Source organism: Rhizobium sp. NLR8a, assembly GCF_019685235.1.
Classification (GTDB): Bacteria; Pseudomonadota; Alphaproteobacteria; order Rhizobiales; family Rhizobiaceae; genus Rhizobium.
Genome location: NZ_JABDWI010000011.1, coordinates 32,745 through 58,140, shown reverse-complemented (window position 1 = coordinate 58,140; position 25,396 = coordinate 32,745). Strand labels below are relative to the sequence as shown.

Genomic DNA, 25,396 nt, shown 5'->3' with positions numbered 1-25,396 from the left:
CAATTTCCTTGCAGATTAACGCGTATAGATGAAGTCGGCGATGTAGTGACTACCTTTAGCCGCCTGACCCGATCCGGCCGAGGTTAGCGGCACGACGATTTCGTTGGGGCTGTCGCGCATGTCTTCGACGGCGGAGTCGATGTGCAGCTTATAGCCGGCATCAAAGAGGGTATCGGCGAGGTCAAGTGTGATCTTGAGCGAGCGGCCGGCCCCGACGCTGGCTCCGGTGATGCCGTTGATTTCGCCTGTGTCGCCGCCTGTGGCCCGATACCAGCCGCTCAGATGCTCGTGGTAGCGCGCCTTGCCTCCTGCCATCCACAAGCTGCCGGCATATTTTCCCTGCGCGTCGGTCACGTAGTAGGCAAGATAGGCTCCGTCTCCACCATAGTTGCGCATGCTGGTGGTGAAGGTCACTTCGGTTGCGAGCGCCAGACCGGGTACTGTCAACGCCGTCGTGACGGCCAGCGTGGCCAAATACGACTTCATCCTCATTGTTTATCTCCTTTCCGGGTGCGGTCAGTTCATCTGGGCGCGCGGCTTGCTGCCGGGCGTAAACAGGCTGTTGCTCGGGGGATTCGCTTTCTCTTGCATGGGGGGATTGCGAGCGTCGCACCCAGCCTTGCCATCGTCATCATCGTCGTCATCACCTCGGCCGCCACAGCCGTTGGCAGCGTAGCGGTCATCCTCGTGTTCACGCCGGCGTTGTTCCTCGCTGTGGCCTTTGCTCTCATGTTCGCGATAATCCGCTTTCACGACGTCGGTACCACTGAGCCTCAATGGATTAAGCGGTAGGGCCATACCGGCGAAGGCGGCGAGAATGCCGGTAGCGACAATCGCGGTAAGAAGGAGCTTGCGGTGTTTCATGCGTGTGTCTCCTTTGAGAATTGGCGAGAGCGAGGGATCACCACGTGATCGTGGGTTCCTCGATTCCGACGACATCGAGCGTCACGGGGATGCCGGTCTTCATCATCGTTTCCTCTCGGTGTCGAACCGATAATTCAGGCCGCAGACTGACCGCCACCTGACGGACGCCAAGATCTTGCTTCAGCTTCCGGTAAGCTGGCGGATGGACTACAGAGAGGGCGAAGGGAGAATTCCTGCATGAGGGTTCTGCTGATAGAGGACGATAGGGCACTGGGGACGGCTATTCGTGACCAGATCGCCGCGGACGGTCATTCCGTCGATTGGATGAGCCGCCTCGACGAGGCGCGAGATGCGTTCTGCTCGGCCGCCTACGATCTCGTACTGCTCGACCTGATGTTGCCGGACGGCCTCGGCATTCCCTTCCTCAAGGGCCTGAGGGCGCGCGGAGACGCGACGCCCGTGATCATACTGACTGCGCTGGATCAGGTTTCCGACCGAATTGCCGGGCTGAACGCCGGCGCGGACGATTATATGGTCAAGCCCTTCGACCTAGACGAACTTTCCGCACGTATCGGTTCTGTGGCGCGTCGCTATACGGGCAACCCGAACCCGATCGTTACGCTTGGACCATTGGAGGTCGACCTAGCCGCCCGCAGCGTCAGGCTTAACGGCAAGCCGGTCGCTCTGACGGCGCGCGAATGGGTGCTGTTCGAGGTTTTCGTCCAGCGTCCTGGCCAATTGCTTTCCAAGGCACAACTCGAGGAGCGGCTCTATTCGTTCGATCAGGAAGTCGGCAGCAATGCGATCGAGGTTCATGTGAGCCGGCTGCGCAAGAAGCTGGGGGCTCATGTGATCGAGACGGAGCGCGGTCTAGGCTATCGGCTGGGACGGCCATCAAGATGATGTCTTCGCTTCAGGCGCGGCTGGCAGTCGCGGTCGGTGTTTCAGTGACCATATTGTGGCTCGCGGCCGCCATAGCCACCGCGCACCGCCTCGGACAAGACATGGAAGAAGTCTATAACGACGGGTTGAAAGCGACTGCCGAGCGCATCCTGCCGATCGCCCAACATGACCTGCGCGAAGGACACCAGAGACGTGAAAGCGTCGATGATGAGGAGGACGACGACGTCGGGCGTGATCCGCGACAAGAACGAAAGGCTCGCTACGGCGAGGATGTCACCTTTATCCTGCGCGACAGACAAGGCCGTGTGCTGCTTGGTTCGGCGGGTGCGGACGCCTCGATCTTTCCTCCGTTCGAGAGACAGGGGTTTTCCCGCACCAGGACGCATCAACTCTATTATGCGGCAAGCGCTAACGGAAACCTGGTCATCGCTGTGGCCGAACCACTGGATCGTCGTCGGGAACTGTCGCAGAGCATGCTGCTCGGGCTGTTGTTGCCGCTGCTGGTTGTCATTCCGCTGAGCCTTGTGGTGATCCTGTTCGCGGTCCGCTATTCTCTGCGTCCGGTCCGTGCTCTTCGGCAGGGACTTTCCCGTCGGGGAGCGCAGGATCTGTCACCTTTGCCGGACAGCGGCTTGCCAAGTGAACTGCGGCCGATTTCCGCCGGAATCAATCAGCTTCTCGACCGCCTGAGGGCCGCGTTCGAGGCGGAGCGGGCCTTTGCTGCAAACGCGGCGCATGAACTCCGCACACCGGTTGCCGGCGCGATAGCGCAGGCGCAACGCATCCGCTCCGAGACGAAGGAAAGGCTGACGGCACAGCGCACAAATGAGATCGAAGCCACGCTCAAGCGGCTGATGCGCATGTCGGAAAAGCTGATGCAACTCGCCCGAGCCGAAGGCGGTCGGCTGCGCGCCGACGAACCGTCCGATCTGAGGACGGTGATCCGCATGATCGTAGAGGACTTCGAACGTGCCGGAGAGCGGCAAATTGAGCTGACTATGCCGGAAGGGCCTGTTCTATCGCCGCTCGATCCAGATGCGGTCGGAATCCTCTCCCGTAATCTCATCGAAAACGCATTGAAGCACGGAGCACGAGGAAGCCCGGTCGAAGTGGTTCTAGAACCTGAAGGGGTTCTTTGTGTTGCCAATGATGGAGCGACGCTTCCTACAGAGGCAATGGATCGCCTGATGCGCCAGTTCGAGCGCGGCAACGTCAAGATTGATGGATCGGGGCTTGGACTCGCCATCGTCAAGGCGATCGCAGATCGTGTCGAAGCAGCTGTCGACGTCGTGTCTCCCCGCTCAGGAAAAAGCGAGGGCGTCGAAGTGCGCGTGCGCTTGCCTATCACGTAAGAGCCTAATCTTATTGTGCCAGTCAGCGATCATTCAGGACGGTCGTAGGTAGCGCCAATTCTGGTCGACGACCCCGTGGCGATCAGCCACCGGCGATCCAACGCGGCCGCCAGGACTGTTCCCGTGAAGACCAACGTGAAAGCATTCGCCTCGAGCGTCCGCTCGATGTTCCACTTCCGATCGAGCTCCGTCAGCCTGGATTCTATCTGGTCGGGATGTGAGCCTCTCCTCCATCTGCCAGCGCAGGTCGCCGGTTGATCTCGTCGGATGTCTGGGCGCGCTGACCCGGTTTTTATGTCATGGCCATGGCGGTTCCTCCTCTTCGGGGAGCCGCAGGCTAAGCACAAAGTTGCATGCCCGATCTTGATGAGATATCGATATATATTATATTAGAACATATAATGATTAAGCACGGAGCCAGTCATGCCCATTACAGCAATATCCGAGAAGCTTTCCGTCTCGACGCAGCCGAGCATTGAGGACATCCAGTCACTCCGCGACAAAGGATTCAAGACACTCATCAACAACCGACCGGAAGACGAGGATCCTGCACAACCCGGCACGCAAGCGGAAAGCCAGGAAGCGAAGCACTGCGGCCTGTCCTATGCGTTCATCCCGGTCACGGCCAGCACGATCACCGAGGCGGACGTGCGTGCGTTCCAGCGCGCGGTCGACGAATCCGAGGGACCTGTGTTCGGCCACTGCAAGACCGGCACTCGCTCGCTGAGCCTCTACTTGATCGGTGAGGTCCTTGACGGCCGCATGTCTGCCGATGAGGTCGTCGAGTTCGGACGCAGCCGCGGCTACGACACCAGCGCCGCCGCACGCTGGCTTGAGAAGCAAGCCGCGCGCCGTCCACAGGTAAAGGGCTTCTTCGACAAGCGTACCTGGAGCGTTCAGTACGTGGTTTCAGATCCCGCGAGCAGCGAGTGCGTCATCATCGACCCTGTGCTCGACTTCGACGAGAAGTCAGGGGCGACAGCGACCATCAATGCCGACGCCATCCTCGACTACGTCCGCGACCAGGGGCTGAGCGTCGAGTGGATCCTCGACACCCATCCGCACGCCGACCACTTCTCGGCGGCGCAGTATCTGAAGGAGAAGACGGGGGCGAAAACGGCCATCGGCGAGCGCGTCGTGGATGTCCAGAAGCTGTGGAAGGGCATTTACAACTGGCCAGAGCTCGCGACCGACGGTTCGCATTGGGACCGGCTGTTCGCCCATGGTGAGACCTTCAAGGTCGGCTCCATCGATGCCAAGGTGCTGTTCTCGCCGGGACACACCCTCGCCTCTATCACCTATGTGATCGGCGATGCGGCTTTCGTGCACGACACGCTCTTCATGCCCGACAGCGGGACCGCACGAGCCGACTTCCCCGGTGGTGACGCACGCGTCCTGTGGAAGTCGATACAGGACATCCTCACGCTCCCGGATGAGATGCGGATCTTCACCGGCCACGACTACCAGCCAGACGGGCGGGCACCTCGCTGGGAAAGCAGCGTCGCTGATCAGAAGAAGTTCAACCCGCATCTTGCTGTGACGGAAGAAGAATTCGTGGCGCTCAGGACGAAGCGCGACAAGACGCTGCCGATGCCGAAGCTCATCCTCCATGCCCTGCAGGTAAACATCCGCAGTGGGCGCCTGCCGGAGCCGGAAGCCAACGGCAAGCGCTACCTCAAGTTTCCGCTCGATGCGTTACAGGGAGCAGCATGGGGATGACCGCCGATCTGAAGGCAATGATGACGGCTGGGCTGTCTCCTGCGGAGCTTTCTCTCCGCGCGGGCGAAGTGGCGAACCTTCTGAAGACGCTGTCCCATCCGGCGCGTCTGATGGTCGTCTGCACCCTGGTGGAAGACGAGTATTCGGTCGGGGAGCTTGAAGAGAAAGTCGACGTCCACCAGCCGCATCTGTCGCAGCACCTGACGGTACTGCGTGGCTCCGGCATCGTCGAAACGCGGCGGGTGGGGAAACAGATCTTCTACCGTCTGACGGAAGAAAAGGCCGCGCAACTGGTTGCCGCCCTCTATGACATCTTCTGCGTGAAGGAAGAAAAATGAGCGCCTATCTCCCATCTCTGCTCGGCGGCATGCTGATCGGGACATCGGCCGTCATGCTTCTGCTCCTCAACGGCCGGATTGCCGGGATCAGCGGGATCGTCGGGCGTCTCGCGCAAGGGATCGGCTTGACGACCAACCTTGCCTTTGTGCTCGGGCTGATGCTCGGGCCGCTCACCTATCTCCTCGTGTTCGGCGGCTGGCCGGTCGTGCAGATCACCGCCGGCTGGCCGCTGCTCATCGTGGCGGGACTGCTTGTCGGCTTCGGCTCACGCATGGGCTCGGGCTGCACCAGCGGACACGGCGTGCTTGGGCTTGCCCGCCTTTCTACACGATCGATGGTGGCGGTCGCCACGTTCCTGACCGCCGGTGTGATCGGCGTCGCAATTTTGCGAGGTGTCGGGTCATGAACAGGAAAGTCTACCAAATCGTCGCGGCGCTCGCCGCGGGCGTCGTCTTCGGCTTCGGGCTATCCTTGTCCGGCATGCTGAACCCCGTCCGCATCCAGGGCTTCCTCGACGTCTTCGGCGCCTGGGATCCGAGCCTCGCCTTCGTTCTCGGCGGTGCAGTTGCGGTCGCGGCCATCGGCGTGCAGGTGATGAAGCGGATGCGGCACCCAGCCTTTGACGACAGCTTCCATGTGCCGGCGAGCCGCCGGATCGATGCGCCGCTGGTTATCGGCTCCGTCTTGTTCGGCCTTGGCTGGGGGATCGGCGGCTTCTGTCCAGGTCCGGCAGTCGCATCCCTGTCAATGGGTCTTCCTCCGACAATCCTGTTCGTCGTCGCGATGCTGGGCGGGATGACCTTGTATGACAGAGTATGGGGCGGACGGGCGTGAACTATCCTATCGTTTCGGCAGTCGGCTCCGGCGGACTCGTCGGCTTCATGCTCGGTCTCCTGGGTGGAGGCGGATCGATCTTGGCAACGCCCCTTCTGCTCTATGTGGTGGGAGTGGCCCAGCCGCACATTGCCATCGGCACGGGAGCGCTCGCTGTTTCGGCGAACGCATTCGCAAATTTTGCCAGCCACGCGATCAAGGGTCACGTTTGGTGGCGCTGCGCGGCCGTCTTCTCTGCACTCGGCATCGCCGGTGCCGTAGGCGGCTCCAGCCTCGGCAAGGCGATAGACGGAGATCGCCTGATCTTTTTCTTCGGGATCGTGATGGTGGTCGTTGGCGCTCTGATGCTGAAACCCCGGAAGGCGGTGGCCGTCGACGGCCGCCCGGTCGACCTCAGGATGTGCCTCGCCACCGCGGCCGTGGCACTCGCCGCCGGCGCCGCATCCGGTTTCTTCGGGATCGGCGGGGGCTTCCTGATCGTGCCCGGCCTCATGCTGGCGACGGGCATGCCGATGATCAACGCGATCGGCACATCTCTCCTCTCCGTCGGTGCGTTCGGACTGGCGACCGCCCTGAACTATGCCAGTTCGGGCCTTGTGGACTGGTGGCTTGCCGCCGAGTTCATCGGCGGCGGCATTGTCGGCGGCGTTTTTGGCATGCTGCTCGCCACGCGGCTCAGCGCCTACAAGAACATCCTCAACCGCCTCTTCGCAGCGCTCATCTTCGTGGTTGCTGCTTACATTTTGCATCGGAACCGGGGGACGCTGGTGTCGGGGTAAGGCGCAAAGCAGAGGGACGGGGCGCGGTCATGTTCCGCCCTCGGTTAATGCGCCAGGAAAACTGGCATGCTGCTTTGCCCTATCATGTTGTGCGTCACGCCTTGAACAGCGTCTGCCGCCAACGAGCGTGATTGTATGCGCCCATGACGATCAAATCGGCAATCTCATCCGTCGCATGCTGCCTCAGGACCTCGTCAGTTTCAGCCCGGCGGCGGGGTGTTGCCTCAGGAGGCGGTCGACGTGGCGGTCATCCGCAACGCTCTTCGGTTCCTCTAATGGGCGAGAAGCACCGGGAGCTCAGCGTGGACGAGCAATTCGCGAGTAACGCCGCCGAGGATGAATTCACGAAGCCGGGAATGGCCGAAACCGCCCGCAACCAGGAGGTCTGCTTTTCGTTCCAGCGCAGCCGATTGGATGGCCGCGGTCGCGGTCTCTCCACCTGCCTGGATCGATACGTCTTCCACATCCAATCCAGAGTGCTTCAAAGACGAGATGAGAAGGGCGCGGTTCACCTCGTCGGTCTGCTTGTCGTCGGTGATCGAGATGACCTGCACCTTGGTCGCCCGCTCGAAGAAAATGCGGGCGCAGGATAGGGCACGCGCGGCGGTGGCGCTGCCGTCCCAGGCAACGGCGATCGTGTCTACGCGAGAGCAGACGCTGGTGGCGGGAAATAGAACGAGGGGACGGCCGCTTCCGAACAGCAGCGTCTCGGAAAGCTGGCGGGAGAGCTCCGAGGACTCGATGATGGACAGGTCGTGGCACCTGGCAATTTCGGAAAGTCGTTCATATACGAACGGCTCCGTGGCCTCGAATCCATGGATTCGTATTCGGACGTCAGTCTCCGAAACAGCGTGGGTGAGATGTTCCCGCAGCGCAGTCCCGCTGTCCCGGCTATACTGCTCTGCTTGCCCCCGCCATGTGTCGACATCGATCACTGTCGGAAAGGGCTGGTGGACCTGGGGGATGCGAACTTGCGGGATGCTGGCGACCAGATGGGCGTCATTCTGCCGAGCCAGGTCAATTGCATTGTCGATTATGGTGAAGGAACTTGCGTCGGGATAGGTCGACAACGGAAGATGGAACTGCGGGTGCATGCTGGCCTCCTGAGGTTAAACAGCCGTCATGATGCCTGCCGCAGAGGGAGTCTGCATTGCGCTTCGTCAAGGCCGCGGCGCAACCAGGCTGAGAATCTGGAAACTGGCCACCGTCTTGCTGAGGGGCTTCAACCAAGCATCCGGATGCCGCAGATTTCCTGCTGAACCGTTCGTAAGAGGGGCGAGACGTTAAGCTCCCTGAAAGCAAAAGCGTTGCCATTGTTGACCTGAATCAATGGGGCTCACGCCCGATAGACAGATGATGGCTCTATCGTCATGGCCGCGGCTTCGCGGTCATATGCGGAGGATCATTCAATGGCGAACACTACCTTGCATGCGCAACCGTCAACCTACTCTGCAATGCCGATTCATGTCTCCGTGCTGGTGCTTGGCACGACACTGGCCGCCTTCGTAACCATCTCATTCCTGCTCTGCATGGTTCTCGGCTTCGTAGCTCCCGACTGGGGGCTGCATCGGCCTTGGCTGCAGTTCTTTTCGGGTCTGACCGGCTTTGATCTTCGAAGCCTGGCCCTGGGGACGATTCAAAGCGTTATCTTCGGCGGCTACGCGGGAGCATTGATCGCTATTATCTTCAACTTCATCAGCCGACGTTTTGGCTGATGAAGGCGATCTGTGGAGCTTGGGCGCAACCTCAGCTTACGTGAGCAATTTCGCCAGAACCTGCTTCTGTTTTCATCTGAGGCTGGCGTTTCTATTACCGCAGGCGTGCGTTATCCGGGCTTTCGGACTGCGCCTGTCGCCGATCACTGCGACGGACGCAGTGTCATGGCCTCGGGTCAGCATCGGCAAGTTGTCAACTGGATGACCCGGCGCCGGATCCGACGGATCCGGCATTCGAAATCGTCCTGCTCCACTTCGGAAACAGGCGAGTAGACAGATCCACCAAAGGGGAAGGACATGAGAAAGACAAGAATTCCAAACACTCTCGTTTTGGCCGCAACGATCGCCCTCGGCGCTGCGGGATTCGCGGTCGCACAGACGAACGGACAGGGCCAGGAGTCCATGCCCGGCTCCGGCATGATGCCCGGCGGAATGATGGGGCAGGGTATGATGATGCAGCCCGGCATGATGGGAGGCATGCCCCAGATGGGCATGCGCGGTCAGATGATGAAGATCATGTTCGCAATTGCCGACGTGGACGGGGATGGTGCGCTGTCATTCGAGGAGGTCACGGCCATCCATAAGCGGATTTTCGACAGCGTGGATGCCAACAAAGACGGCAAGGTCACGCCCGAGGAGATGCAGGCGTTCTGGCGGCAATAGGCAGGACCGGTAAATAAAAGGGGCCTGTGCATGACCGGCTTCCGAACGATCGGCTGTGGGATCGTGTCGTCGATGCCGCGGAGGCCGCGCAGCTGATCACCGATGGCATGATCGTCGGCATGAGCGGCTTCACCAGAGCCGGCGAGGCCAAGGCCGTGCCGCTGGCGCTGGCGGAACGGGCAAGACGCGATCCGCTGAAGATCACACTGATGATCGGTGCCTCGCTCGGCGACAATCTCGACGGCACGCCACCGAGGCTCATGTCATCGCGCGCCGCATGCCGGTCCAATCCGATCCCGTCTTACTCCGGGCGATCAATGCCGGCTAAGTGATGTTCGTCGACCAGAGTCGCGTCACAGAGGTGAGGAGGCGTTGATGAAGGCAATGGTCCTCGAAAGGGTGGGCTCTCCGCTGCGCTCGGAAGAGCGGCCCGATCCCGCGCCGGGATATGGGCAACTAATGCTGAGGATGGAGGCGTGCGCCATCTGCAGAACCGATCTTCACGTCTGTGACGGCGATCTGGCCGATCCAAAGCTTCCGCTCGTTCCGGGCCATGAGATCGTCGGCATCGTCGAGGCCGTCGGCGGGGGTGTCGCTTCGTCGCGGCTCGGGCAAAGGGTCGGCGTGCCGTGGCTGGGACACACTTGCGGGTCCTGCTCCTTCTGCCGCGCCGGACGGGAGAACCTTTGCGACCGTCCTGAATTCACCGGCTACACGCGCGATGGCGGTTTTGCCACACATGTCGTTGCAGATGCGGATTATGCCTTTGCGCTGGAGAACGATGCCGACCCCGTTGCGCTTGCGCCGCTGCTGTGCGCCGGCCTTATAGGATGGCGTTCGCTGAAGAAGGCCGGCGATGCCGGCAAGATCGGTCTTTACGGATTTGGCGCGGCCGCTCATATCATCGCCCAGATCTGTCGCTGGCAGGGTCGCGAGGTCTATGCCTTCTCACGCCCCGGCGACGAGGCGGCGCAAGATTTCGCGCTCGGCCTCGGCTCCGTCTGGGCGGGAGGTTCGGACGAAAGTCCGCCGGTCCCACTCGACGCGGCGATCATCTTCGCGCCTGTCGGCGAGCTCGTGCCGGCTGCCTTGAAGGCAGTGCGGAAGGGGGGCAGGGTCGTTTGCGGCGGTATCCACATGACCGATCTCCCGGCGATGCCCTATGCCCTTATTTGGGGCGAGCGAAGCGTGGTCTCGGTCGCTAATCTCACGCGCGCCGACGCGGAGGAATTCTTTCCGGTCGCTCGCAAGGCCAGGGTCAGGACCCATACGTCTGTCTATGCGCTTGTCGATGCCAACAGAGCGCTTGAGGATCTTCGGCTAGGCCGGGTGAACGGGGCCGCCGTTCTGACGCCTTGAGCGGTTGCCGCAGTCTTGACCCGAAAGCGAGACGCTCTCGTAGCCGGTAGGCGGCCGTGGGATAACCTGTTGTCGGCCGGCACCCGACGCTGTCTCGCAAAATGTGGCACGATAGTGCATTCTTGATGGCGGCGAATGTCGGATGATCTTACGATCGAAGCCGCGCCACCTGTCTTTTGATGAAGAAGTGCCATGAACGGCGACATGACGACCAGATCCACCAGCGAAACCCAGCTCGTCGAGCTCGCGCGCCTGCTCGATGGAGCTAATCTCATCATCCATGGTTTCGATGGCGTCATCAGCCGGTGGACCGGCGGCTGCGAAGCACTTTACGGCTGGTCGCGGGAAGAGGCTCTCGGCAAGGTCGTACATGAGCTTCTGGCAACGCATTTCCCCCGGCCGGTGGAAGAAATCCGCGAAGCGGTGCGAAGCGAAGGCGCCTGGGAAGGCGAGGTGCTGCATCGCCACAAGGACGGGCGCACCCTCTTCATCGCTACTCGCTGGATTGGGATCGACCCATCTTCCTCCAAGGGCATGATCGTCCAGACCAACAATGATGTGACCAGTATGAAGAGGGTGCAGGATGATCTCGCAGGACGGGAGGCGCATTTGCGCTCCATCCTCGATACCGTTCCCGAGGCGATGATCGTCATCGACAGTACCGGCACCATCTCCTCTTTCAGCGCCGCGGCCGAGCGACTTTTCGGCTATTCCTCCGAGGAAGTCTTTGGCCGGAACGTCAAGATGTTGATGCCGCAGCCTGATCGCGACGCGCATGATGGCTATCTCTCTCGCTACATGACGACTGGCGAACGGCGCATCATCGGCTATGGCCGGGTAGTGACCGGGCAGCGCAAGGACGGCTCCGTCTTTCCCATGGAGCTCGCTGTCGGCGAGGCCATTGCCAATGGCAAGCAGATATTCACCGGTTTCATCCGTGATCTGACGAGCCGCCAGAGGATCGACGAGGAACTGCGCCAATCGCAGAAGATGGAAGCGATTGGTCAGTTGACCGGAGGACTGGCGCACGACTTCAACAATCTTCTGACCGTCGTCATCGGCAATCTCGAGATGATCGAGGATAAGTTGACCGACGAAAGGCTGCGGCCGCTCCTGCGTGAGGCGCAGAATGCTGCTGACGATAACGCCAAACTTACGGGCCAGTTGCTCGCCTTTGGCCGCCGGCAGCCGCTGAACCCGAAGCTCGTTGATGTCGCGCAATTGGTTTCAGGCTTTTCCGAGCTGCTGCGGCGCACTGTGGGCGAGGCGATCGAGTTCCGTACCATCGTCACCGGCGTAGACAACAAGGCGCTCGTCGACAGCTCGCAACTCCAAAATGCGCTTTTGAACCTCGTGCTCAATGGCAGGGACGCGATGCCCCGCGGCGGGCAGGTTTCGATCGAGATCTCGCGTGTCAAGCTCGATGTCGACTATGCCAAGATGTATCCCGAGGTGCGCACCGGCGATTACGTGCTGATCTCGGTCACCGACACCGGCGGCGGCATGACGGCCGAGGTCAAGCAGCGGGCCTTCGAACCCTTCTTCACCACCAAGGGCGTCGGCGCCGGAACCGGGCTCGGCCTTTCGATGGTTTATGGCTTCGCCAAGCAATCCGGCGGTTTTATCCAGCTTTACAGCGAGATCGACCGGGGTACGAGTGTGCGCGTCTTCCTTCCAGCCGCGCGCGCGGCGGCAGAAGGCGCCGGCGAAGAGGGAGCGAAAGAGCGCCTCCAACCGAGCATTCCGGGCGGCGTCGAAAAAATCCTCGTCGTCGAGGACGATCCGCGCGTGCGCCGCGTCGCTGTCTCCCGTCTGGCAGCCGCAGGTTACACGGTCGTCTCGGCCGCGAATGGTGGGGAAGCGCTGGAGCGGCTGGACGAACATGATGATATCGCCTTGCTCTTCACCGATATCGTCATGCCAGGCGGCATGACCGGCGATGAGCTCGCCAACGAAGTGAGGGCGCGGAAGCCCGGGATCAAGATCCTGTTCACGTCTGGGTACGCGGAGCCGGCAATCGCAGGCCGGGAGCTGGCCCTTTCCGGGAGCTGGCTGAAGAAGCCTTATACCGCCCGTGAGTTGGCGTTCCGGCTCCGTGAGCTCCTCGATTGACTTCGCCTTTCGCTGGGGTTCCCGAAACTTCTCGTCGGCGCTGCCACGCGGGAAAACCTGTTGCGTGGGTGATTGCGGGGAGGAGCAGGCCGGATCTGGATAATCATGCTGCAACGACTTTCACATCGGCTGCCGCGAGTCCTTGATAGAAGCGGCGTTTAAGGGCGATGGACCACCAATCATAAAGGAAGATCTCGAGCGGGCGCCAATTCGCAACCCAGCCGAAAATAAGCAGACTTTCGCTCAGGACCTTTCCAAGGGTGTCCGATCCCATCACGTTGATGATGAGTTGGCTGCAAACGATGCTCAACGCCAGGGTCGGAATGCCAACGATCAGTTCACGTCGCCCTTCCCGTAGGAGCTCCCGCAATTCGCGGCGAGTTTGAACGGCTCGATCGCCGAAGTTATGTTGAATTGCCTCGCATATCATTGCAGCCGAGTCGGTTGCGAGTTCTTGAACTGGCAGCTGAACGACGATCTCCAGCCGAGCGCTTCTCGGTGCTTCCTGTGCCCATTCGACGATGAAGCGCTCCGCGTCTGGATCAAGGTCCCGCTCACGAAATGGCGTGGGGTCGAGGGAGTTGAATAGGCGCGCGGCGCAATCGACTTTCAAAATGATCGTGTGGCTCTCATCGTCCATCTGCCGAACAATCTCTTTTTGGCGCCCTATGTGACGCAAACCTTCATCAGCGGTCGGGCTCGATCTCAGCATCCACATGCATGATTTCTTGAGTTTATCGGAGTTTTGGCGACGCCTTTCCTTGAGATCGGTCAAATCAGGCGCCTGCGGAAGAGTTCATGAGGGAAATTGCAATCGGATCTCAAACGCGCAGTCGCAAGCTTTCTTTGATCGACCGCAATGCAGTCCTGCCGGGAAAGGGACAGAGTTGCCTCCGAGGGTTCCCCCTCTATCATCTTCAAAAGTGGAGAGATCAGATGCACGACAGTACCATACAACAGGACGTTCTGGACGAACTTGAGTTCGAGCCAAGCATTGATGCTGCCAATATCGGCGTCGCGGTCGAAAATGGGATCGTCACCCTGTCAGGCCACGTCGAGAGTTATGCGGAAAAGGCCGCTGCCGAAGCAGCGGCGCGACGTGTGAGAGGTGTACGGGCAATTGCCGAGGAAATCGAGATTCGCTATCCGGAGCGGAAGAAGCATGCCGACGACGAAATTGCTGCCCGGGCGGTGAAGATCATCAGTTGGGATACAGCACTTCCAGATGCCGCTATCGGCGTGACCGTCCAGCGCGGCTGCGTTACGCTGACGGGCGAGGTGCCGTGGCACTTCCAGCGCGTCGCGGCGGAAAATGCCGTCCGCAAACTGGGCGGGGTTCTGGCGATCGTCAATCGTGTGACCATTCGGCCGACCGCAAGCGCGGCTGACGTTCGGGAGCGTATCGAGAGTGCATTGCGCCGCAATGCCGAGATCGAGGCGTCCGGCATTCGCGCTGACGTGGCCGGCGGCAGCGTTGTCCTCAATGGCGATGTCCATTCCTTGAACGAGCGTCGCGCCGCTGAACGCGCTGCCTGGTCTGTTCCCGGCGTGACCAAGGTAGACAACCGCATCGCGGTGCACTGAAGGGAAGGGAATCGTCAGGCGACGGCTCGGCGTCTGCTCAAGCAGCATATCGGCCTGGCTGAAGTCGAGCCGCCGTGTATGACCGAATGCCGCAGATGGGGCCTCACGCGTCGCATCGATTCATGCGACGCGTTTTAAGTGTTTGGTCTCGTGTATGCCGACATTGCCACGGCGACCTCCGCGACAGGCACCATGTGAATTTCACTACTGGCGTCTTCTCCTGGCTGAACCCATCGCGATTATGATGTCTGCTTCTCCCGGGCTTCTCGGCGAATAAGCCAGAGGCCAGGCAGCATCGGCAGCCAGAACGTGAAGCCTCGCAGCATAAGTGTCGCCGCGAGTCCCATTTCGACCTGCACCCCGAGCAGGTGAAGGAGAGCGACGCAGCTTCCTTCGAAGGGACCGAGACCAAGTGGTAGCGGCGAAAGTGTCGCGACGACGGAGGCCAGAATGAAACAGACCAGGGCGTTCGACAGCTCGATGTGCACGCCAATTGCCCGTAGCGCGAGCCATAACGTTGCAGCGTCGAGAAGAAAGATCGCTGCCTGTAAGGCCGTTGCCTGAGCCAGAACGGTACCGTCGCTCAGCAAGTCGCGCCTGACTTTGGCTAGCATGTCCGCAGTTCTCGCGATAGGCGGCCAGGACAACATCCGTCTGGGGATAAACCGGCCGCGGGAGTGGGCGACAAGGAGCAGAAGAGCCGCGATGAGGACGACGACGCCACTGAAGGCGATCGATAGGGAGAACCAGATGTCGGTCAGTTCGCCTCCGTACCACAGAAGTGCGAAGGCCATGAAGGCGACCAGCAGATAGGCGGCGTAATAGGAGATTGCCGCCACCAGCAGCGCGGTTATCGCAATCGGCGAGGGAACAGCCCGCTTGATCAGGCCGCGAACCACCATGAGGCTACCGCTCAGCCCACCGGTCGGGATCGCCTGATTGGCGAAAAGTTCAACAACTGCCAGGCAAAGGAGGTCGGGGATCCGTTTGCGGTGGCCGGCCTTGGCCATCACCATTGCCCAGATTGCCGCCGCACAGACATAGGTGGCTGCCTGGACTATCAGCGCCGCCGCAAGCCAGCTGGGATCCGCTGATTTCAGTGTGGCGATGAACAGACTGAGATCGCCGAAGTGCAGGATGAAGCCGACCAATCCTGCAAGGACGAGAACGCCAATTCCCCAGCCGACGAGCAGGTTGACGGTGCTCGGCTCACTTGAAAGCGATGGGAATTCCGACTCCAGCGATGGCTCCCCCGGTGCCACGAGATCTGGTCGGCGATTGACCATGATCGCATCCTATTGTGCCGCGAGTGGCAGGTCTTCCTGCACCTGATGGGCGCTCGCACTGTCGCCACGCTGCAGCGGCTCGAAATCGGCAGGGGTGATCGTTTCGCGCTCAAGCAGCAGCTTGGCGCCTGCGTGGAGATCGGCCATGCGTGTCTTCAGCAGCGCTTTAGCTTGTTCATAAGCCTCGTCGAGCATGGTGCGAATAGCGATGTCGACCTCGCGTGCAGTAGCTTCAGAATAGTCTTTCTGCCGCAGGTCCGGCTGGCCGTCGCCCAGCCACTGAAGACGCTGCGGTTCCAGGACGGCTTGGCCGACCGAACTCATGCCGAAGCGAGTCACACATCCCCGCGCCACATCGGTGGCCTTGGCAAGGTCGTCGGCAGCTCCCGTCGACACCTCGCCGAAGACGACGGCCTCCGCGGCCCGGCCTGCCAACAGAGCGATCATCCGCTCCTTCAACTCGCCGAGGGTGATCAGAAAGCGATCCTCCGTTGGCCGCTGCAGCGTATAGCCCAAGGCCCCGATGGAACGCGGAATAATCGAAACCTTCTGCACCGGATCGGTCCTCGTCAGGGCAGCTGCCGCCAGCGCGTGTCCCATCTCGTGATAGGCAACGCGCTCGCGCTCCTGCGGATTGAGCAGACGGCTGCGGCGTTCGGAACCGGCGACGATGCGCTCCACCGCCTGAGTGAAATCATCCATATTGACGGTGGTGCCGTTGCGGCGCGTCGCGAAGATCGCCGCCTCGTTGACGAGATTGGCAAGGTCGGCGCCTGTGAACCCCGGCGTCAGGCCCGCTATGTCGTCGACCTTCACGTCAGGCGCCATCGTCACCTTCTTCGCGTGGACGGCAAGAATGGCGGCACGACCTTTCCGGTCCGGCCGGTCGATTACGACCTGCCGATCGAAACGGCCGGCACGCAGCAGCGCCGCGTCCAGAATCTCAGGTCGGTTGGTGGCGGCCAGGAGCACGATTCCCACCCGGGGGTCGAAGCCGTCGAGTTCGGATAGAAGCTGGTTGAGCGTCTGCTCCTTCTCGTCGCTGCCGCCGTAACCCGCAAGCGGGCTTCGAGCGCGGCCGAGCGCATCGAGCTCGTCGATGAAAATGATGCACGGGGCGGCGTCCCGCGCCTGCTCGAAAAGATCGCGGACGCGCGCCGCACCGACACCGACGAACATCTCGACGAATTCTGATCCGGAGATCGAGAAGAAGGGCACACCCGCCTCGCCAGCCACCGCACGAGCCAGCAGCGTCTTGCCGGTGCCCGGCGGACCCACGAGCAGGATGCCCTTGGGAATACGGGCGCCAAGCCGACCGTACTTGTCCTTCTCCTTCAGGAAGGAAACGATCTCCTGCAATTCGGCCTTGGCCTCGTCTGCACCGGCGACGTCCTCGAACGTGACACCGGTCTTGCGTTCGAGGTAGACCTTGGCCCGGGATTTGCCGATATTGATCAGCCCCCCCATGCCCTGCCGCTCCGCAAAGCCGCGGAAGAGGAAAACCCAGACGCCGAGGAACAGCAGCGTCGGCAGCACCCAGGAAAGGAGGGTCGTCAGCCAATTGCTGTCCGTGCCTCCCATAACCTTGACGCCGGCCCTTTCGAAAGCCTCGGCGGCGGCGGGATCGACGCGGTTGCTGACGAACAATGTCTTGCCGTTTTGCGGTTGCTTGAACATGCCCTGGATCGTCGTCTCAGTCAGCGTTACCGACTGTACCTTTCCGTCGCTGACCATGTGCATCAGATCGCTATAGGCAACCTCGACGACATCTCTCGATGCGAGCCAGAGCTGAAAAATTCCGACCAAGACCATCGCAACGAAGAAGTACCCAAGGTTGAAGCCGTGTTTGCGTTCCATCGGTCACTCCCGCATCCGCGTTCTTCCATTTTCCTTGCATAAGTGGGCGAGGCGATCATTGACGCCGATCAAGTTGCGGCGCGTCGCCATGGGAAAGTGTCGCGATCGGCGGAATTTGAAATTGATCCAACGCAACGCGGCCAAACCGAAAGCTGATAGACTGTGAGGTTAAGATGACGTGATGTGAGGAAGCGACATGCGCAATGATGCGAGCGGTGATTGGAAGCCTGGCATTTCGCCGGATAAAGTGCGCTTTCTCATTCTTAAGAGCCGGGAATTCGACGCGAAGGACGTGCTCACGGAGCCGGATCCCGGCTCCAATCCGACGGATGACAATATGATTGAAATCCTGGAAGAGCATCCGGATGACGTCGTCGAAAAGGAGCTGGAAAGCGCGATCTGGGCGCTCAACGAAGACGAGCAGATTGATCTTGTCGCTCTTGCCTGGCTCGGTCGCGGTGATGGCGACGCCAGCGAATGGGACGATCTGCGCCATCAGGCTGCCGAAGCGCATAACAATCGCACGGCTGCCTACCTTCTTGGCCTGCCGCTGCTGCCGGACTACCTCGAAGAGGCGCTCGACCAGTTCGGAGAGAGCTCGGCTGCCGCAATGGAAGGCAAATTGTAGAGGCACCAGTGCAACGGAAGGTGCGTTGCAAAGCTTAGCCGTGCGCCGGCGAAGAGCCGCCGGTTCAAACCACACCAAGGGCAGCGATGGTCAGGACCTCTTGAAGCTGTCAGCCTTTTTCTCAATCGCCTGTTCCAACTGCGCTTGCTCTTGGTCGATCATCCGACTTAGTTTTTCACGCTCTACAGGATCTCGCGCCAGTTCGAGCATGTCCTGAAATCGCCTGATGTTCTGCTGGATGACATAAGGGTCCATGGTCGTAGCCCTGTTCCGGACAGCGGGAACGCCCATTTTAGTCTCACGCCCGCCCAGATCAATAGCTCGTTTTAGCTATGGTCAGCTTCCATGATGTATGTTCGTTGTCACATCTATTTCCCGCCGCTGGCGTTCAGTGGTGCGACCCCCTTGCATAGCTGGCGAATTCCACCATGTTGTCGACGTATTCGTCGTCATTGCCCGCCAGTAGCACCAGAGCGGAGCGCTTGACGATCCTGACTGAATGACGACCGGCGGGGGCGACGACGCCCTTGTTCGTCAGCTTCGTCATCGTCCGCGAGACCGTCTCGATGGTCAGGCCGAGATAATCCGCAATATCGAGCCGGGTCATCGGCAGCTCGATGATGGCATCGCACTGGCGGCGGTCAGCATCGCGAAGGAGTTCCTTCAATAGAAAGCTGCAAACGCGCTCCTCGGCATTCTTGCGGGAGAGGAGCACCATCTGATCCTGGGCGGCTGCCATCTCGTCGCAGAGATGGACAAAGACCTCAGGCCGCAGATCCGGTGATTTGTCGACCGCTGTCTCGAAAGCCCTGCGTGAGATGCGGCGGACCTTGATATCGGTGACCGCTTCGGCGCTGTAGAGATAGTGGCTCTTTAGCGATACGCCGATAATGTCGCCGTCATGCAGGAAACCGGTGATGACGCGGCGGCCATCGGAGATGATCTTGAAGATCCGCAGGCTGCCCTCGATAACCTCGAAGAGATGCGTGGCGGCATCCCCCTCGAAGAACAGCGATTGGCCCGCGGCGACGCGTTCGACGGGCTGTTTTTGGAAAAGTGCCTGAAGGCCGGTCGGCGCGGAGCCAGGAAAGGTCGCGCTCGTGACGCCTTCTGCGTGGTGAAAATTGGCGACCTGCAGCATGTCCATCCCTCCGTGCTGTTGATGACGACAATTGACCAGCCGCCGGTGACACGCCGATGCCGCGCGTGTTAAAGATGGTGCGAATTTGTAACAGTTGGTAACAGGCAACGGCTTGTCGAGCAGATGGGTCCGGCGGGGCCCGTTCGACGGCGGGATAATAAGGTCCATGCCTCCAGATCATCCCGTTACGGCAACAGGTGCGTATTCGCAGCAGACTCGGCCACAAATATAATGCGCCTTTCGCTGTCAGCGGCCTGCAAGCGAGCTTCCCGCAATTGGTACAATCACGCTGCCTTTCGAGGCCGGCTGGCATTGTGGAGCAGACCACCAGCAATCCTTTGCCAATCTGCGAAAATGTACAGTACGAACCGCGTACTTTCTCGCAATCTCGGTTGCGTAGTCATACAGCGCGCGGCAGATGGCATTCTGGTTTGCGCCTTCTTCAACAATAAGAACCGGCACGTCCAGCACCTCGTGATAAGGCCACTGTTGCGTGCGTTGGAGCAAACAAAAGCCTCTGATCATGCCAACTCTATCGACGGCGATGAGCATTTGGTTTGAGCCCCGATGGGTCATGCCCGCTGGATATTCGACGGTCAGCTGCTTGAGTTCCTGCCACACAGCCGGCGGCGGCATTGCGCCTCCCGCATCCAGAAACCGCTCGAGGTCCGGCCAATCGCACTCCTGAGCCGGCGCTACAGTAAAGTCGCTCACACCGCTTGCCCTCCCGCTGCAATGAGGAGCAAAGATCTAACGAACTATAGATGTCGGACGGCTGGAGAACATTGCGACAGATCAAACGCTCCGGCCCGTGAGAATTGGCCTTGCACTGTCGAAGACTTGCTCGTGCGCGCTCGAAAACTCCTGCGTTGGCAAACTGTCGCGGCGCCTCCTCTCTCAAACGAGATCAGATTCTAACGGAACCCGCCTGGTGCGTTGTTCCTGAAATCTGTGGCGAATTGAGCTATCGCAAGGTCTTGTGGCGAGCAGTGTGGCATTGTCTCAATACTCGGCTGGAGGCGACGACGATGAGCGTGACGATTAAGGAAATGAACACAGACGATTGCTTCGATATGCTTCGCCACGCGAAAACGGGAATATTGGCATGTAGCCATGAGAACAAACCCTATCTCGTGCCGATCTCCTTTGCCTGCGAGGAACGAAAGATCTACGCCTTCTCGCTCGAGGGAAAGAAAATCGACTGGATGCGCGCAAATCCCCAAGTTTGCGTGCTGGTCCACGAACATACATCCCGTGGCTCATGGCGTTCCGTGATTGCCTCCGGACGCTTCGAAGAATTTCCAGATAAGAATGGCTTTGCCAGTGAACGTCAGCACGCCTGGAGTGTTCTGCAGAAGGACAGCGGGTGGTGGGAGCCTGGCGCGCTCACCCCTGAAGATGGGACCGCCGCAAAGCCACGCGAGCCGATTTTCTTTGGAATTTGGGTTGAAGAGATTTCGGGCAGGCATGGTGTCGAGGCAATTTGAGATGAATCGGAAGGGGTGCCGTGAGAGCTTTGGCTCTTCCCAATGGGCCGATGTGGCGACCCTTTTTCGTTTCGGATGCCTGGCAAAAATGCTTCGCCTTTAGATCCGGATGGCTGTCATTGGATCTTGACGTGGTGACGCCTTATGTGACGGACTCGTCGCGTCCACGGTTTTGAGGCTGGGACATAGACTTGAACAGCCTCCTGAAGTGGCGTGAGAAAAACTGAAGGATAGCGGCGCTTCATAGACCGAAGGGATAAGTCTCATCCTCTCCGGCGGCCACCTCAGTCGGCAAGGGAGTTACTGCGCAGGTCTGGTCGAACCACACGAACGCATCGTACTGGTCGGACAACGACGCGTAACTGTAGTGACTCCATCGCTCCGTCTCGGGCCGATAGATGACACCAATGTAGCGTTCAAGCCGCGGGGCAGCGATGACGCGGCGGAGATTGTCGTGCTCCTTTGCGCGAAAATCTACCAGGAAGCGGTCGGCGCCGACGTTGTGGAACAAGTCCTCGTAACTGCCTGGGCGAGACGATCGTATGGCCTTGATTTCCATCGGCCCATCCCATTCCGATGCCGCCGCGACGGTACCGGTATGTGTGCCAAAGCCGATCAGCGCTGCATCACGTCCATACGCCTGTCTGCACAACTGGCCGATGTTCAGCTCGCCGCGCTCCATACCCATTTCGGTGAACCGCGCGTCTCCGATGTGGGAATTGTGTGCCCAGATAACCGCTTTCGCTTTTGGACCTGTCCATGCGAGGATATTCTGCAGCGCGTTGAACATGTGCTGGTCGCGGTGGTTCCATGATTCATGGGCCCCGTAATACATGGCCCGATAGTAGCGTTCCGCGTCAGCCACAAGACGGGCATTCTGCATCGCGTCGAAGAACTCAGCGCCATCGTTCTTGGCGTATTGGAGCTCCTTCTGCAGCAGGTCGATGAGAATGCGTGTCACCGGCCGTTCGCACAGTGCATAACCTTCAGTCAGCGATGCGCGGCCATAGGCAGCCGGCTCCCGCGACCACGGCGACAGGCAGGCATACCGTTCACGCGCAATTTGCGCGGCCTTGGGATCCACGCGGTCTAGATAGGCGAGCACGGCGGCGATCGACGCCGTCATGTTGTAAAGATCCAGGCCATAGAAACCGACCTTTTCACCTTGGAGTTTCGTGGCGTTGTGATCGCGCAGGAAACTGATGAAGGCGTCGACATCCTTGTTGCGCCACATCCAGGTGGGGAATCGCGCGAACGGTGTTGAGTGCATTGGCCGATGCGGGCTTTGCCGAACATAGCGGTCGATTGCGGCGGCATCGGGCCAGTCAGCCTCCACAGCGACAATCGTGAAGCCGTGCCGCTCGATCAGACGGCGCGTGATAGCGGCGCGAGCCCGATAAAATTCCGAAGTACCGTGGGAGGCTTCGCCAAGCAACACGACCCTTGCTTGAGCGAACCGGTCAAAGACGGCTGCGAAATTCGCGTCCTCCAGCGAAGGCAGTGGCTCGGCCGCAGTCCGCAACACGGCCACTGCCGATGTCTGTGAGATTGACTGAGGTATCGCGGAGGCTGGCTGGTTGGGCGTCAACAGGTAATGCTCGAACCAGGCACTTGCCAAGTCGGTCACCGCTTCAAGCGCACCAGGTTCTTCGAACAGATGCGTGGCTCCAGGAACGATTTTGAGCAGCTTCTCACATGCGAGTGCATTTAGTGCCTTGTGGTTCAGGGTAAGAACCTCCCGATCATCGCCGCCGACAATGAGCAGGGTCGGTGCTTCGACCTCGGCCAGACGCGGCCCGGCGAGATCAGGGCGCCCGCCGCGCGAGACTACCGCTGCCACGCGGCCTTGAAGTTCGGCAGCTGCCAACATTGCCGCCCCGGCGCCGGTGCTCGCACCGAACAGCCCCAACGGTAGATCGGCAATGTCCGGCTCAGCCTGAATCCAGATCGCAGCCTCGAGCAAACGCTCGGCAAGCAATGGAATATCGAAGACATTTCGGCGGTCTGTCGCCTCATCTGCCGTCAGCAGATCAAGAAGAAGCGTCGCGAAACCCTTGTCATTCAGCCGGTCAGCGACAGCAATGTTGCGAGGACTGAGGCGGCTCGACCCACTACCATGGGCGAATAATATGATGCCCCGTGGATCCGGTGGCACGCTCAAATCGCCCACCAGACTGTGCGGCGGGACCACGATACGGCGCCTGGAACGATCTTGGCCGGTGGTACTACCCTCGGCCCATCCTTGTCTCAACAGCCCGATTGTCTCTTCATCGGTGAGTTGGTGGAAATCGCTGTAGAATGCGCCCACTCCCTGAAAACCTCGCGCCGGATGAAGACAGACGATAATGTCCGCATATGGACGCATTTCCGCCAGCGTTGCTTCTGGCGCCACGGGAACAGCAAGTACAACTTTTGCGGCACCCTGTTTTTTGATTGCGATGAGCGCGGCTTTGGCTGTTGCCCCCGTGGCAAGACCATCATCGACGACGATTGCGGTTCGTCCCGCCGGCTCCAACCGTGCGTGACTACCGAGGTATAAGGCGCGCCGACGTTCGAGCTCGACAAGTTCCCGTTGCCGCGCACGCTCAAGGTAAGTATCGTCGGCACCCGTCGCCATTCGTACGTCTTCATTGATGACGGTTTCGGCCCCTGAGCCTTCGACGACAGCACCGAGCGCCACTTCGGGCGTCCCCGGCGCGCCAATTTTTCGGACCAGAAGGAGATCGAGCGGCGCTTGCAAAGCACGGGAGATTTCCAGCGCGACCGGTACGCCACCGCGCGGCAAGGCATAGACGACAGGTTGCTCGAGAGATAGCGCGACGAGCTTGGTCGCTAGCTGACGCCCTGCATCGAACCTGTCCCGAAATTGGAAGTGCAATTGAACCATACAGATAGAATGTGTGCCTGTTGATCTGCCACGCATTGATCAACATCAAATCCTCGCGGGAAATAGATGGACTAACTTTGCATTCGATGATGACGCGGAGCAGCAATCGGCGGCCATTTCGATAGGGAATCAATTTAGCACGCGGAACCTATTCAATTGAGCTCTACTACTGGCGCTTCCCTGCCTGCCAGTCCGGCGCTGCTTTTGCGAGCCCGGCTGGTATCGTTCTATGAACATGCTGTCGCGATCACGTGTGACGTCCGAGCTGCCTGCCAACATGCTCGTCATGGCAGCCTATGGCCATGCGCGGCTGCGAGCGGATATTCGTTACCCAAGCGATGATCGATAGGGCGACGGTCCCGATCCTGCTGGCGAGACAAGATGCGGTCGGCATGTTTCGCCAATCGCGGCATTGCGTCGCGATCAAGTCAGCTTGTACATCGGCTGATCTGAATACTCTTGCTGTCAGCTCGCTTGTTCTCAACGTGGAGCTCTGGCGGTGGGCCAGCGAGGGCCGAACCGAACCTATCTATCCTGACGTTTCGTGACTGATCTGCGCAGCGTTGAATTCTGCTGGACGAAATCGGACGCAACCCCGCCTTAGGGCGCCGAGCGATTACGGCAGCTGGAAGGAGGGTCAAAGCGGGTGCATGCTCCCGTGATCCCAACGATGACGATATTCCCGGTCATCGAGGAGGCTCCAGTTCTCTGGCCTGAGCGTCCATACCCTTAAATAATTGCAGTTCGCGTCAATCGCCTTGTTCCTCACATTGGAAAAGAGCTTTGCGGCGATCTCTTGCTCGCGAAACGCGCTCACCACGATGAAAATCGCAACATCGAACAGACGCCCGGCAAGTGGGTGGTTCTCGATTCGAGCGTGGCAGAGTCCGCGGACGTGATCATCGATATCGGCCGCGACGATGAAGTTGCGGCGTTCCGAACCGCTAGTGACCTGACGCCAGGAGGCGAGCGTCAGACGTGGCATTGCCGCCTGCGCGACGACATACGCACGCTCTATCTGAGTTTCCTGCAACTGGCCGATCTTCAGTTCGGATGTCATATGAAACCCATTCACGCCAAGCGACGGAATGCCGCCTCGCCGTCCTGACGGAGCAGCGTTTCTTGTTGCACGGGCAACAGCGCGTCGCCTTCTCGGATGACCTGCATGCAATCGCTGATGCAGTCACGCCGGGGACAGCAAAACCTCCCCGGCACGAAATTTGATGTGCCTTAATCCGGTCATCCGATCGCTATTTGATCATTTAACGTCTTGATTCCCGGAGCCGACCAGGCTGCCCGTTCGGCCGCTCTCCGCTCCGACCAGGTATGGACCTTGCCTTTGAGAGTTACGCTGCCGCCGGACACTTCGACGCGAATCCCCTGCGATTCCAGCTCGGCATCACGCTTGAACGCATCCTCGATGCGCTTTTTTACGTCAGCAGCGCTGACACGAGGGCTGATCTCGATCAAATTCGACAGGCCGACGACGCCCGCGAGGTTGCGAACGGCATCGGACGCAGCATTTTTCTGATATTGCCATTCGGCCTTGCCGGTGAGCGTGATCCATCCCTTTTGGACCTTGACCTGGATTGCGCCCTTCGGGACGGAAACGTTCCAGTCGAGCATGTTGGCGGCGCGGCGGGCGATATCATCGTCGGAAGCCTCGTAGTTTCCGAAGATCCTGACGTCGATCTCTTGGGCAATGCCTCGCACGCCTTTGATCCGCTTTACCACTCGCTCGGCGGTCTCCTTTTCTGAGTAGGAGCCGACGTGACCGGTGAGAGTGACGATGCCCTCTTCGACGGATATTCCGATGTTGGCGGCATCGATACTGGGTTCGAAGTCAAGCTCGTCGATGATGTTCTGTCTGAGAGTAATATCGTCCAT

Annotated in this window: 26 protein-coding genes and 2 pseudogenes; 15 read left to right on the top strand and 13 right to left on the bottom strand. The window is 60.1% G+C overall.

Translation table 11 applies throughout. The features are described 5' to 3' along the window. Nucleotides 1–15: 15 nt before the first annotated feature. Nucleotides 16–486 (bottom strand): DUF2271 domain-containing protein, encoded by a 471-nt coding sequence (locus tag HJC04_RS21365; protein ID WP_221147024.1) that lies wholly within the window; start codon nt 484–486, stop codon nt 16–18. Nucleotides 487–516: 30 nt separating this feature from the next. Then, a complete protein-coding gene (locus tag HJC04_RS21360) occupies nt 517–864 on the bottom strand; it encodes a hypothetical protein (protein WP_221147023.1) in 348 nt (115 codons plus the stop codon). A gap of 237 nt (nt 865–1,101) precedes the next feature. Between HJC04_RS21360 and HJC04_RS21355 the strand changes: the two genes are divergently transcribed. The 7 genes from HJC04_RS21355 (at nt 1,102) to HJC04_RS21325 (ending at nt 6,790) form a co-directional block, all read left to right on the top strand. Then, complete coding sequence (locus HJC04_RS21355; RefSeq protein WP_210631990.1) at nt 1,102–1,767, top strand: response regulator transcription factor; 666 nt, start codon at nt 1,102–1,104, stop codon at nt 1,765–1,767. Then, the gene (locus HJC04_RS21350) at nt 1,764–3,119 is read left to right on the top strand and encodes an ATP-binding protein (RefSeq protein ID WP_259665270.1); all 1,356 of its coding nucleotides are present in this window, start codon (nt 1,764–1,766) and stop codon (nt 3,117–3,119) included. The genes HJC04_RS21355 and HJC04_RS21350 overlap by 4 nt, the downstream gene beginning before the upstream one ends. A gap of 423 nt (nt 3,120–3,542) precedes the next feature. Next, nucleotides 3,543–4,838 carry a bifunctional sulfur transferase/dioxygenase Blh gene (gene blh / locus HJC04_RS21345; RefSeq protein WP_221147022.1) on the top strand — a complete coding sequence of 432 codons (1,296 nt, stop codon included), beginning with the start codon at nt 3,543–3,545 and terminating at the stop codon, nt 4,836–4,838. After that, nucleotides 4,829–5,176 (top strand): sulfite-sensing transcriptional repressor BigR, encoded by a 348-nt coding sequence (bigR, locus tag HJC04_RS21340; RefSeq protein WP_221147021.1) that lies wholly within the window; start codon nt 4,829–4,831, stop codon nt 5,174–5,176. The genes blh and bigR overlap by 10 nt, the downstream gene beginning before the upstream one ends. Then, entirely contained in the window at nt 5,173–5,583 is a 411-nt protein-coding gene (locus HJC04_RS21335) for a YeeE/YedE family protein (RefSeq protein ID WP_210631987.1), read from the top strand. Before bigR ends, HJC04_RS21335 begins: the two co-directional genes overlap by 4 nt. Then, entirely contained in the window at nt 5,580–6,011 is a 432-nt protein-coding gene (locus HJC04_RS21330) for a YeeE/YedE family protein (RefSeq protein WP_210631986.1), read from the top strand. Before HJC04_RS21335 ends, HJC04_RS21330 begins: the two co-directional genes overlap by 4 nt. After that, nucleotides 6,008–6,790, top strand: coding sequence for a sulfite exporter TauE/SafE family protein (locus HJC04_RS21325; protein WP_409078120.1), 783 nt, complete (start codon nt 6,008–6,010; stop codon nt 6,788–6,790). The genes HJC04_RS21330 and HJC04_RS21325 overlap by 4 nt, the downstream gene beginning before the upstream one ends. A 44-nt stretch (nt 6,791–6,834) precedes the next feature. Here HJC04_RS21325 and HJC04_RS31865 read toward each other — a convergent pair. Further along, nucleotides 6,835–6,986, bottom strand: a pseudogene (locus tag HJC04_RS31865) (universal stress protein); the annotation flags it as partial. Nucleotides 6,987–7,062: 76 nt separating this feature from the next. Next, nucleotides 7,063–7,884 carry a universal stress protein gene (locus HJC04_RS21320; protein ID WP_221147019.1) on the bottom strand — a complete coding sequence of 274 codons (822 nt, stop codon included), beginning with the start codon at nt 7,882–7,884 and terminating at the stop codon, nt 7,063–7,065. A 315-nt stretch (nt 7,885–8,199) separates the two neighbouring features. Here HJC04_RS21320 and HJC04_RS21315 point away from each other — a divergent pair, with 315 nt between their 5' ends. From HJC04_RS21315 to HJC04_RS21295, 5 genes and pseudogenes are all read left to right on the top strand, one after another. Then, nucleotides 8,200–8,505 carry a hypothetical protein gene (locus tag HJC04_RS21315; protein WP_210631983.1) on the top strand — a complete coding sequence of 102 codons (306 nt, stop codon included), beginning with the start codon at nt 8,200–8,202 and terminating at the stop codon, nt 8,503–8,505. Nucleotides 8,506–8,802: 297 nt separating this feature from the next. Further along, nucleotides 8,803–9,168, top strand: coding sequence for an EF-hand domain-containing protein (locus HJC04_RS21310; RefSeq protein WP_210631982.1), 366 nt, complete (start codon nt 8,803–8,805; stop codon nt 9,166–9,168). A gap of 26 nt (nt 9,169–9,194) precedes the next feature. Beyond that, a pseudogene (locus HJC04_RS21305) lies at nt 9,195–9,493 on the top strand (propionyl-CoA--succinate CoA transferase); the annotation flags it as partial. 50 nt (nt 9,494–9,543) lie between these two features. Further along, complete coding sequence (locus HJC04_RS21300) at nt 9,544–10,527, top strand: zinc-dependent alcohol dehydrogenase family protein (protein ID WP_210631981.1); 984 nt, start codon at nt 9,544–9,546, stop codon at nt 10,525–10,527. Between the two features lie 204 nt (nt 10,528–10,731). Continuing rightward, entirely contained in the window at nt 10,732–12,639 is a 1,908-nt protein-coding gene (locus HJC04_RS21295) for a PAS domain-containing sensor histidine kinase (protein WP_259668912.1), read from the top strand. Between the two features lie 103 nt (nt 12,640–12,742). On the opposite strand, the gene HJC04_RS21290 is transcribed toward HJC04_RS21295, so the two are convergent. After that, a complete protein-coding gene (locus HJC04_RS21290; RefSeq protein ID WP_247241771.1) occupies nt 12,743–13,414 on the bottom strand; it encodes a hypothetical protein in 672 nt (223 codons plus the stop codon). 161 nt (nt 13,415–13,575) lie between these two features. Here HJC04_RS21290 and HJC04_RS21285 point away from each other — a divergent pair, with 161 nt between their 5' ends. Next, complete coding sequence (locus HJC04_RS21285; protein WP_210631979.1) at nt 13,576–14,223, top strand: BON domain-containing protein; 648 nt, start codon at nt 13,576–13,578, stop codon at nt 14,221–14,223. A 239-nt stretch (nt 14,224–14,462) separates the two neighbouring features. Here HJC04_RS21285 and HJC04_RS21280 read toward each other — a convergent pair whose 3' ends face one another. Further along, entirely contained in the window at nt 14,463–15,509 is a 1,047-nt protein-coding gene (locus tag HJC04_RS21280; protein WP_210631978.1) for a lysylphosphatidylglycerol synthase transmembrane domain-containing protein, read from the bottom strand. 9 nt (nt 15,510–15,518) lie between these two features. Beyond that, nucleotides 15,519–17,366, bottom strand: a complete 1,848-nt coding sequence (ftsH, locus tag HJC04_RS21275) for an ATP-dependent zinc metalloprotease FtsH (protein ID WP_221123494.1) — start codon at nt 17,364–17,366, stop codon at nt 15,519–15,521. Nucleotides 17,367–17,562: 196 nt separating this feature from the next. On the opposite strand from ftsH, the gene HJC04_RS21270 reads away from it, so the two are divergent. Next, nucleotides 17,563–17,994 (top strand): DUF3775 domain-containing protein, encoded by a 432-nt coding sequence (locus HJC04_RS21270; RefSeq protein WP_210631976.1) that lies wholly within the window; start codon nt 17,563–17,565, stop codon nt 17,992–17,994. 90 nt (nt 17,995–18,084) lie between these two features. Here HJC04_RS21270 and HJC04_RS21265 read toward each other — a convergent pair whose 3' ends face one another. The 3 genes from HJC04_RS21265 to HJC04_RS21255 all read right to left on the bottom strand — a co-directional run bounded on the left by HJC04_RS21265 (nt 18,085) and on the right by HJC04_RS21255 (nt 19,849). After that, entirely contained in the window at nt 18,085–18,249 is a 165-nt protein-coding gene (locus tag HJC04_RS21265) for a hypothetical protein (protein ID WP_210631975.1), read from the bottom strand. Between the two features lie 133 nt (nt 18,250–18,382). Then, a complete protein-coding gene (locus tag HJC04_RS21260) occupies nt 18,383–19,135 on the bottom strand; it encodes a helix-turn-helix domain-containing protein (RefSeq protein WP_210631974.1) in 753 nt (250 codons plus the stop codon). A gap of 246 nt (nt 19,136–19,381) precedes the next feature. Beyond that, nucleotides 19,382–19,849, bottom strand: coding sequence for a hypothetical protein (locus HJC04_RS21255; RefSeq protein WP_210631973.1), 468 nt, complete (start codon nt 19,847–19,849; stop codon nt 19,382–19,384). 314 nt (nt 19,850–20,163) lie between these two features. On the opposite strand from HJC04_RS21255, the gene HJC04_RS21250 reads away from it, so the two are divergent. After that, nucleotides 20,164–20,622: a pyridoxamine 5'-phosphate oxidase family protein gene (locus HJC04_RS21250; protein WP_210631972.1), complete on the top strand. Its 459-nt coding sequence runs from the start codon at nt 20,164–20,166 to the stop codon at nt 20,620–20,622. A 241-nt stretch (nt 20,623–20,863) separates the two neighbouring features. Here HJC04_RS21250 and HJC04_RS32115 read toward each other — a convergent pair whose 3' ends face one another. The 3 genes from HJC04_RS32115 to HJC04_RS21235 all read right to left on the bottom strand — a co-directional run bounded on the left by HJC04_RS32115 (nt 20,864) and on the right by HJC04_RS21235 (nt 25,396). Then, nucleotides 20,864–23,509: an erythromycin esterase family protein gene (locus tag HJC04_RS32115; RefSeq protein WP_221147017.1), complete on the bottom strand. Its 2,646-nt coding sequence runs from the start codon at nt 23,507–23,509 to the stop codon at nt 20,864–20,866. A gap of 637 nt (nt 23,510–24,146) precedes the next feature. Continuing rightward, nucleotides 24,147–24,569 carry a hypothetical protein gene (locus HJC04_RS21240; protein WP_221147016.1) on the bottom strand — a complete coding sequence of 141 codons (423 nt, stop codon included), beginning with the start codon at nt 24,567–24,569 and terminating at the stop codon, nt 24,147–24,149. A gap of 179 nt (nt 24,570–24,748) precedes the next feature. Further along, the gene (locus HJC04_RS21235) at nt 24,749–25,396 is read right to left on the bottom strand and encodes a BON domain-containing protein (protein ID WP_221147015.1); all 648 of its coding nucleotides are present in this window, start codon (nt 25,394–25,396) and stop codon (nt 24,749–24,751) included.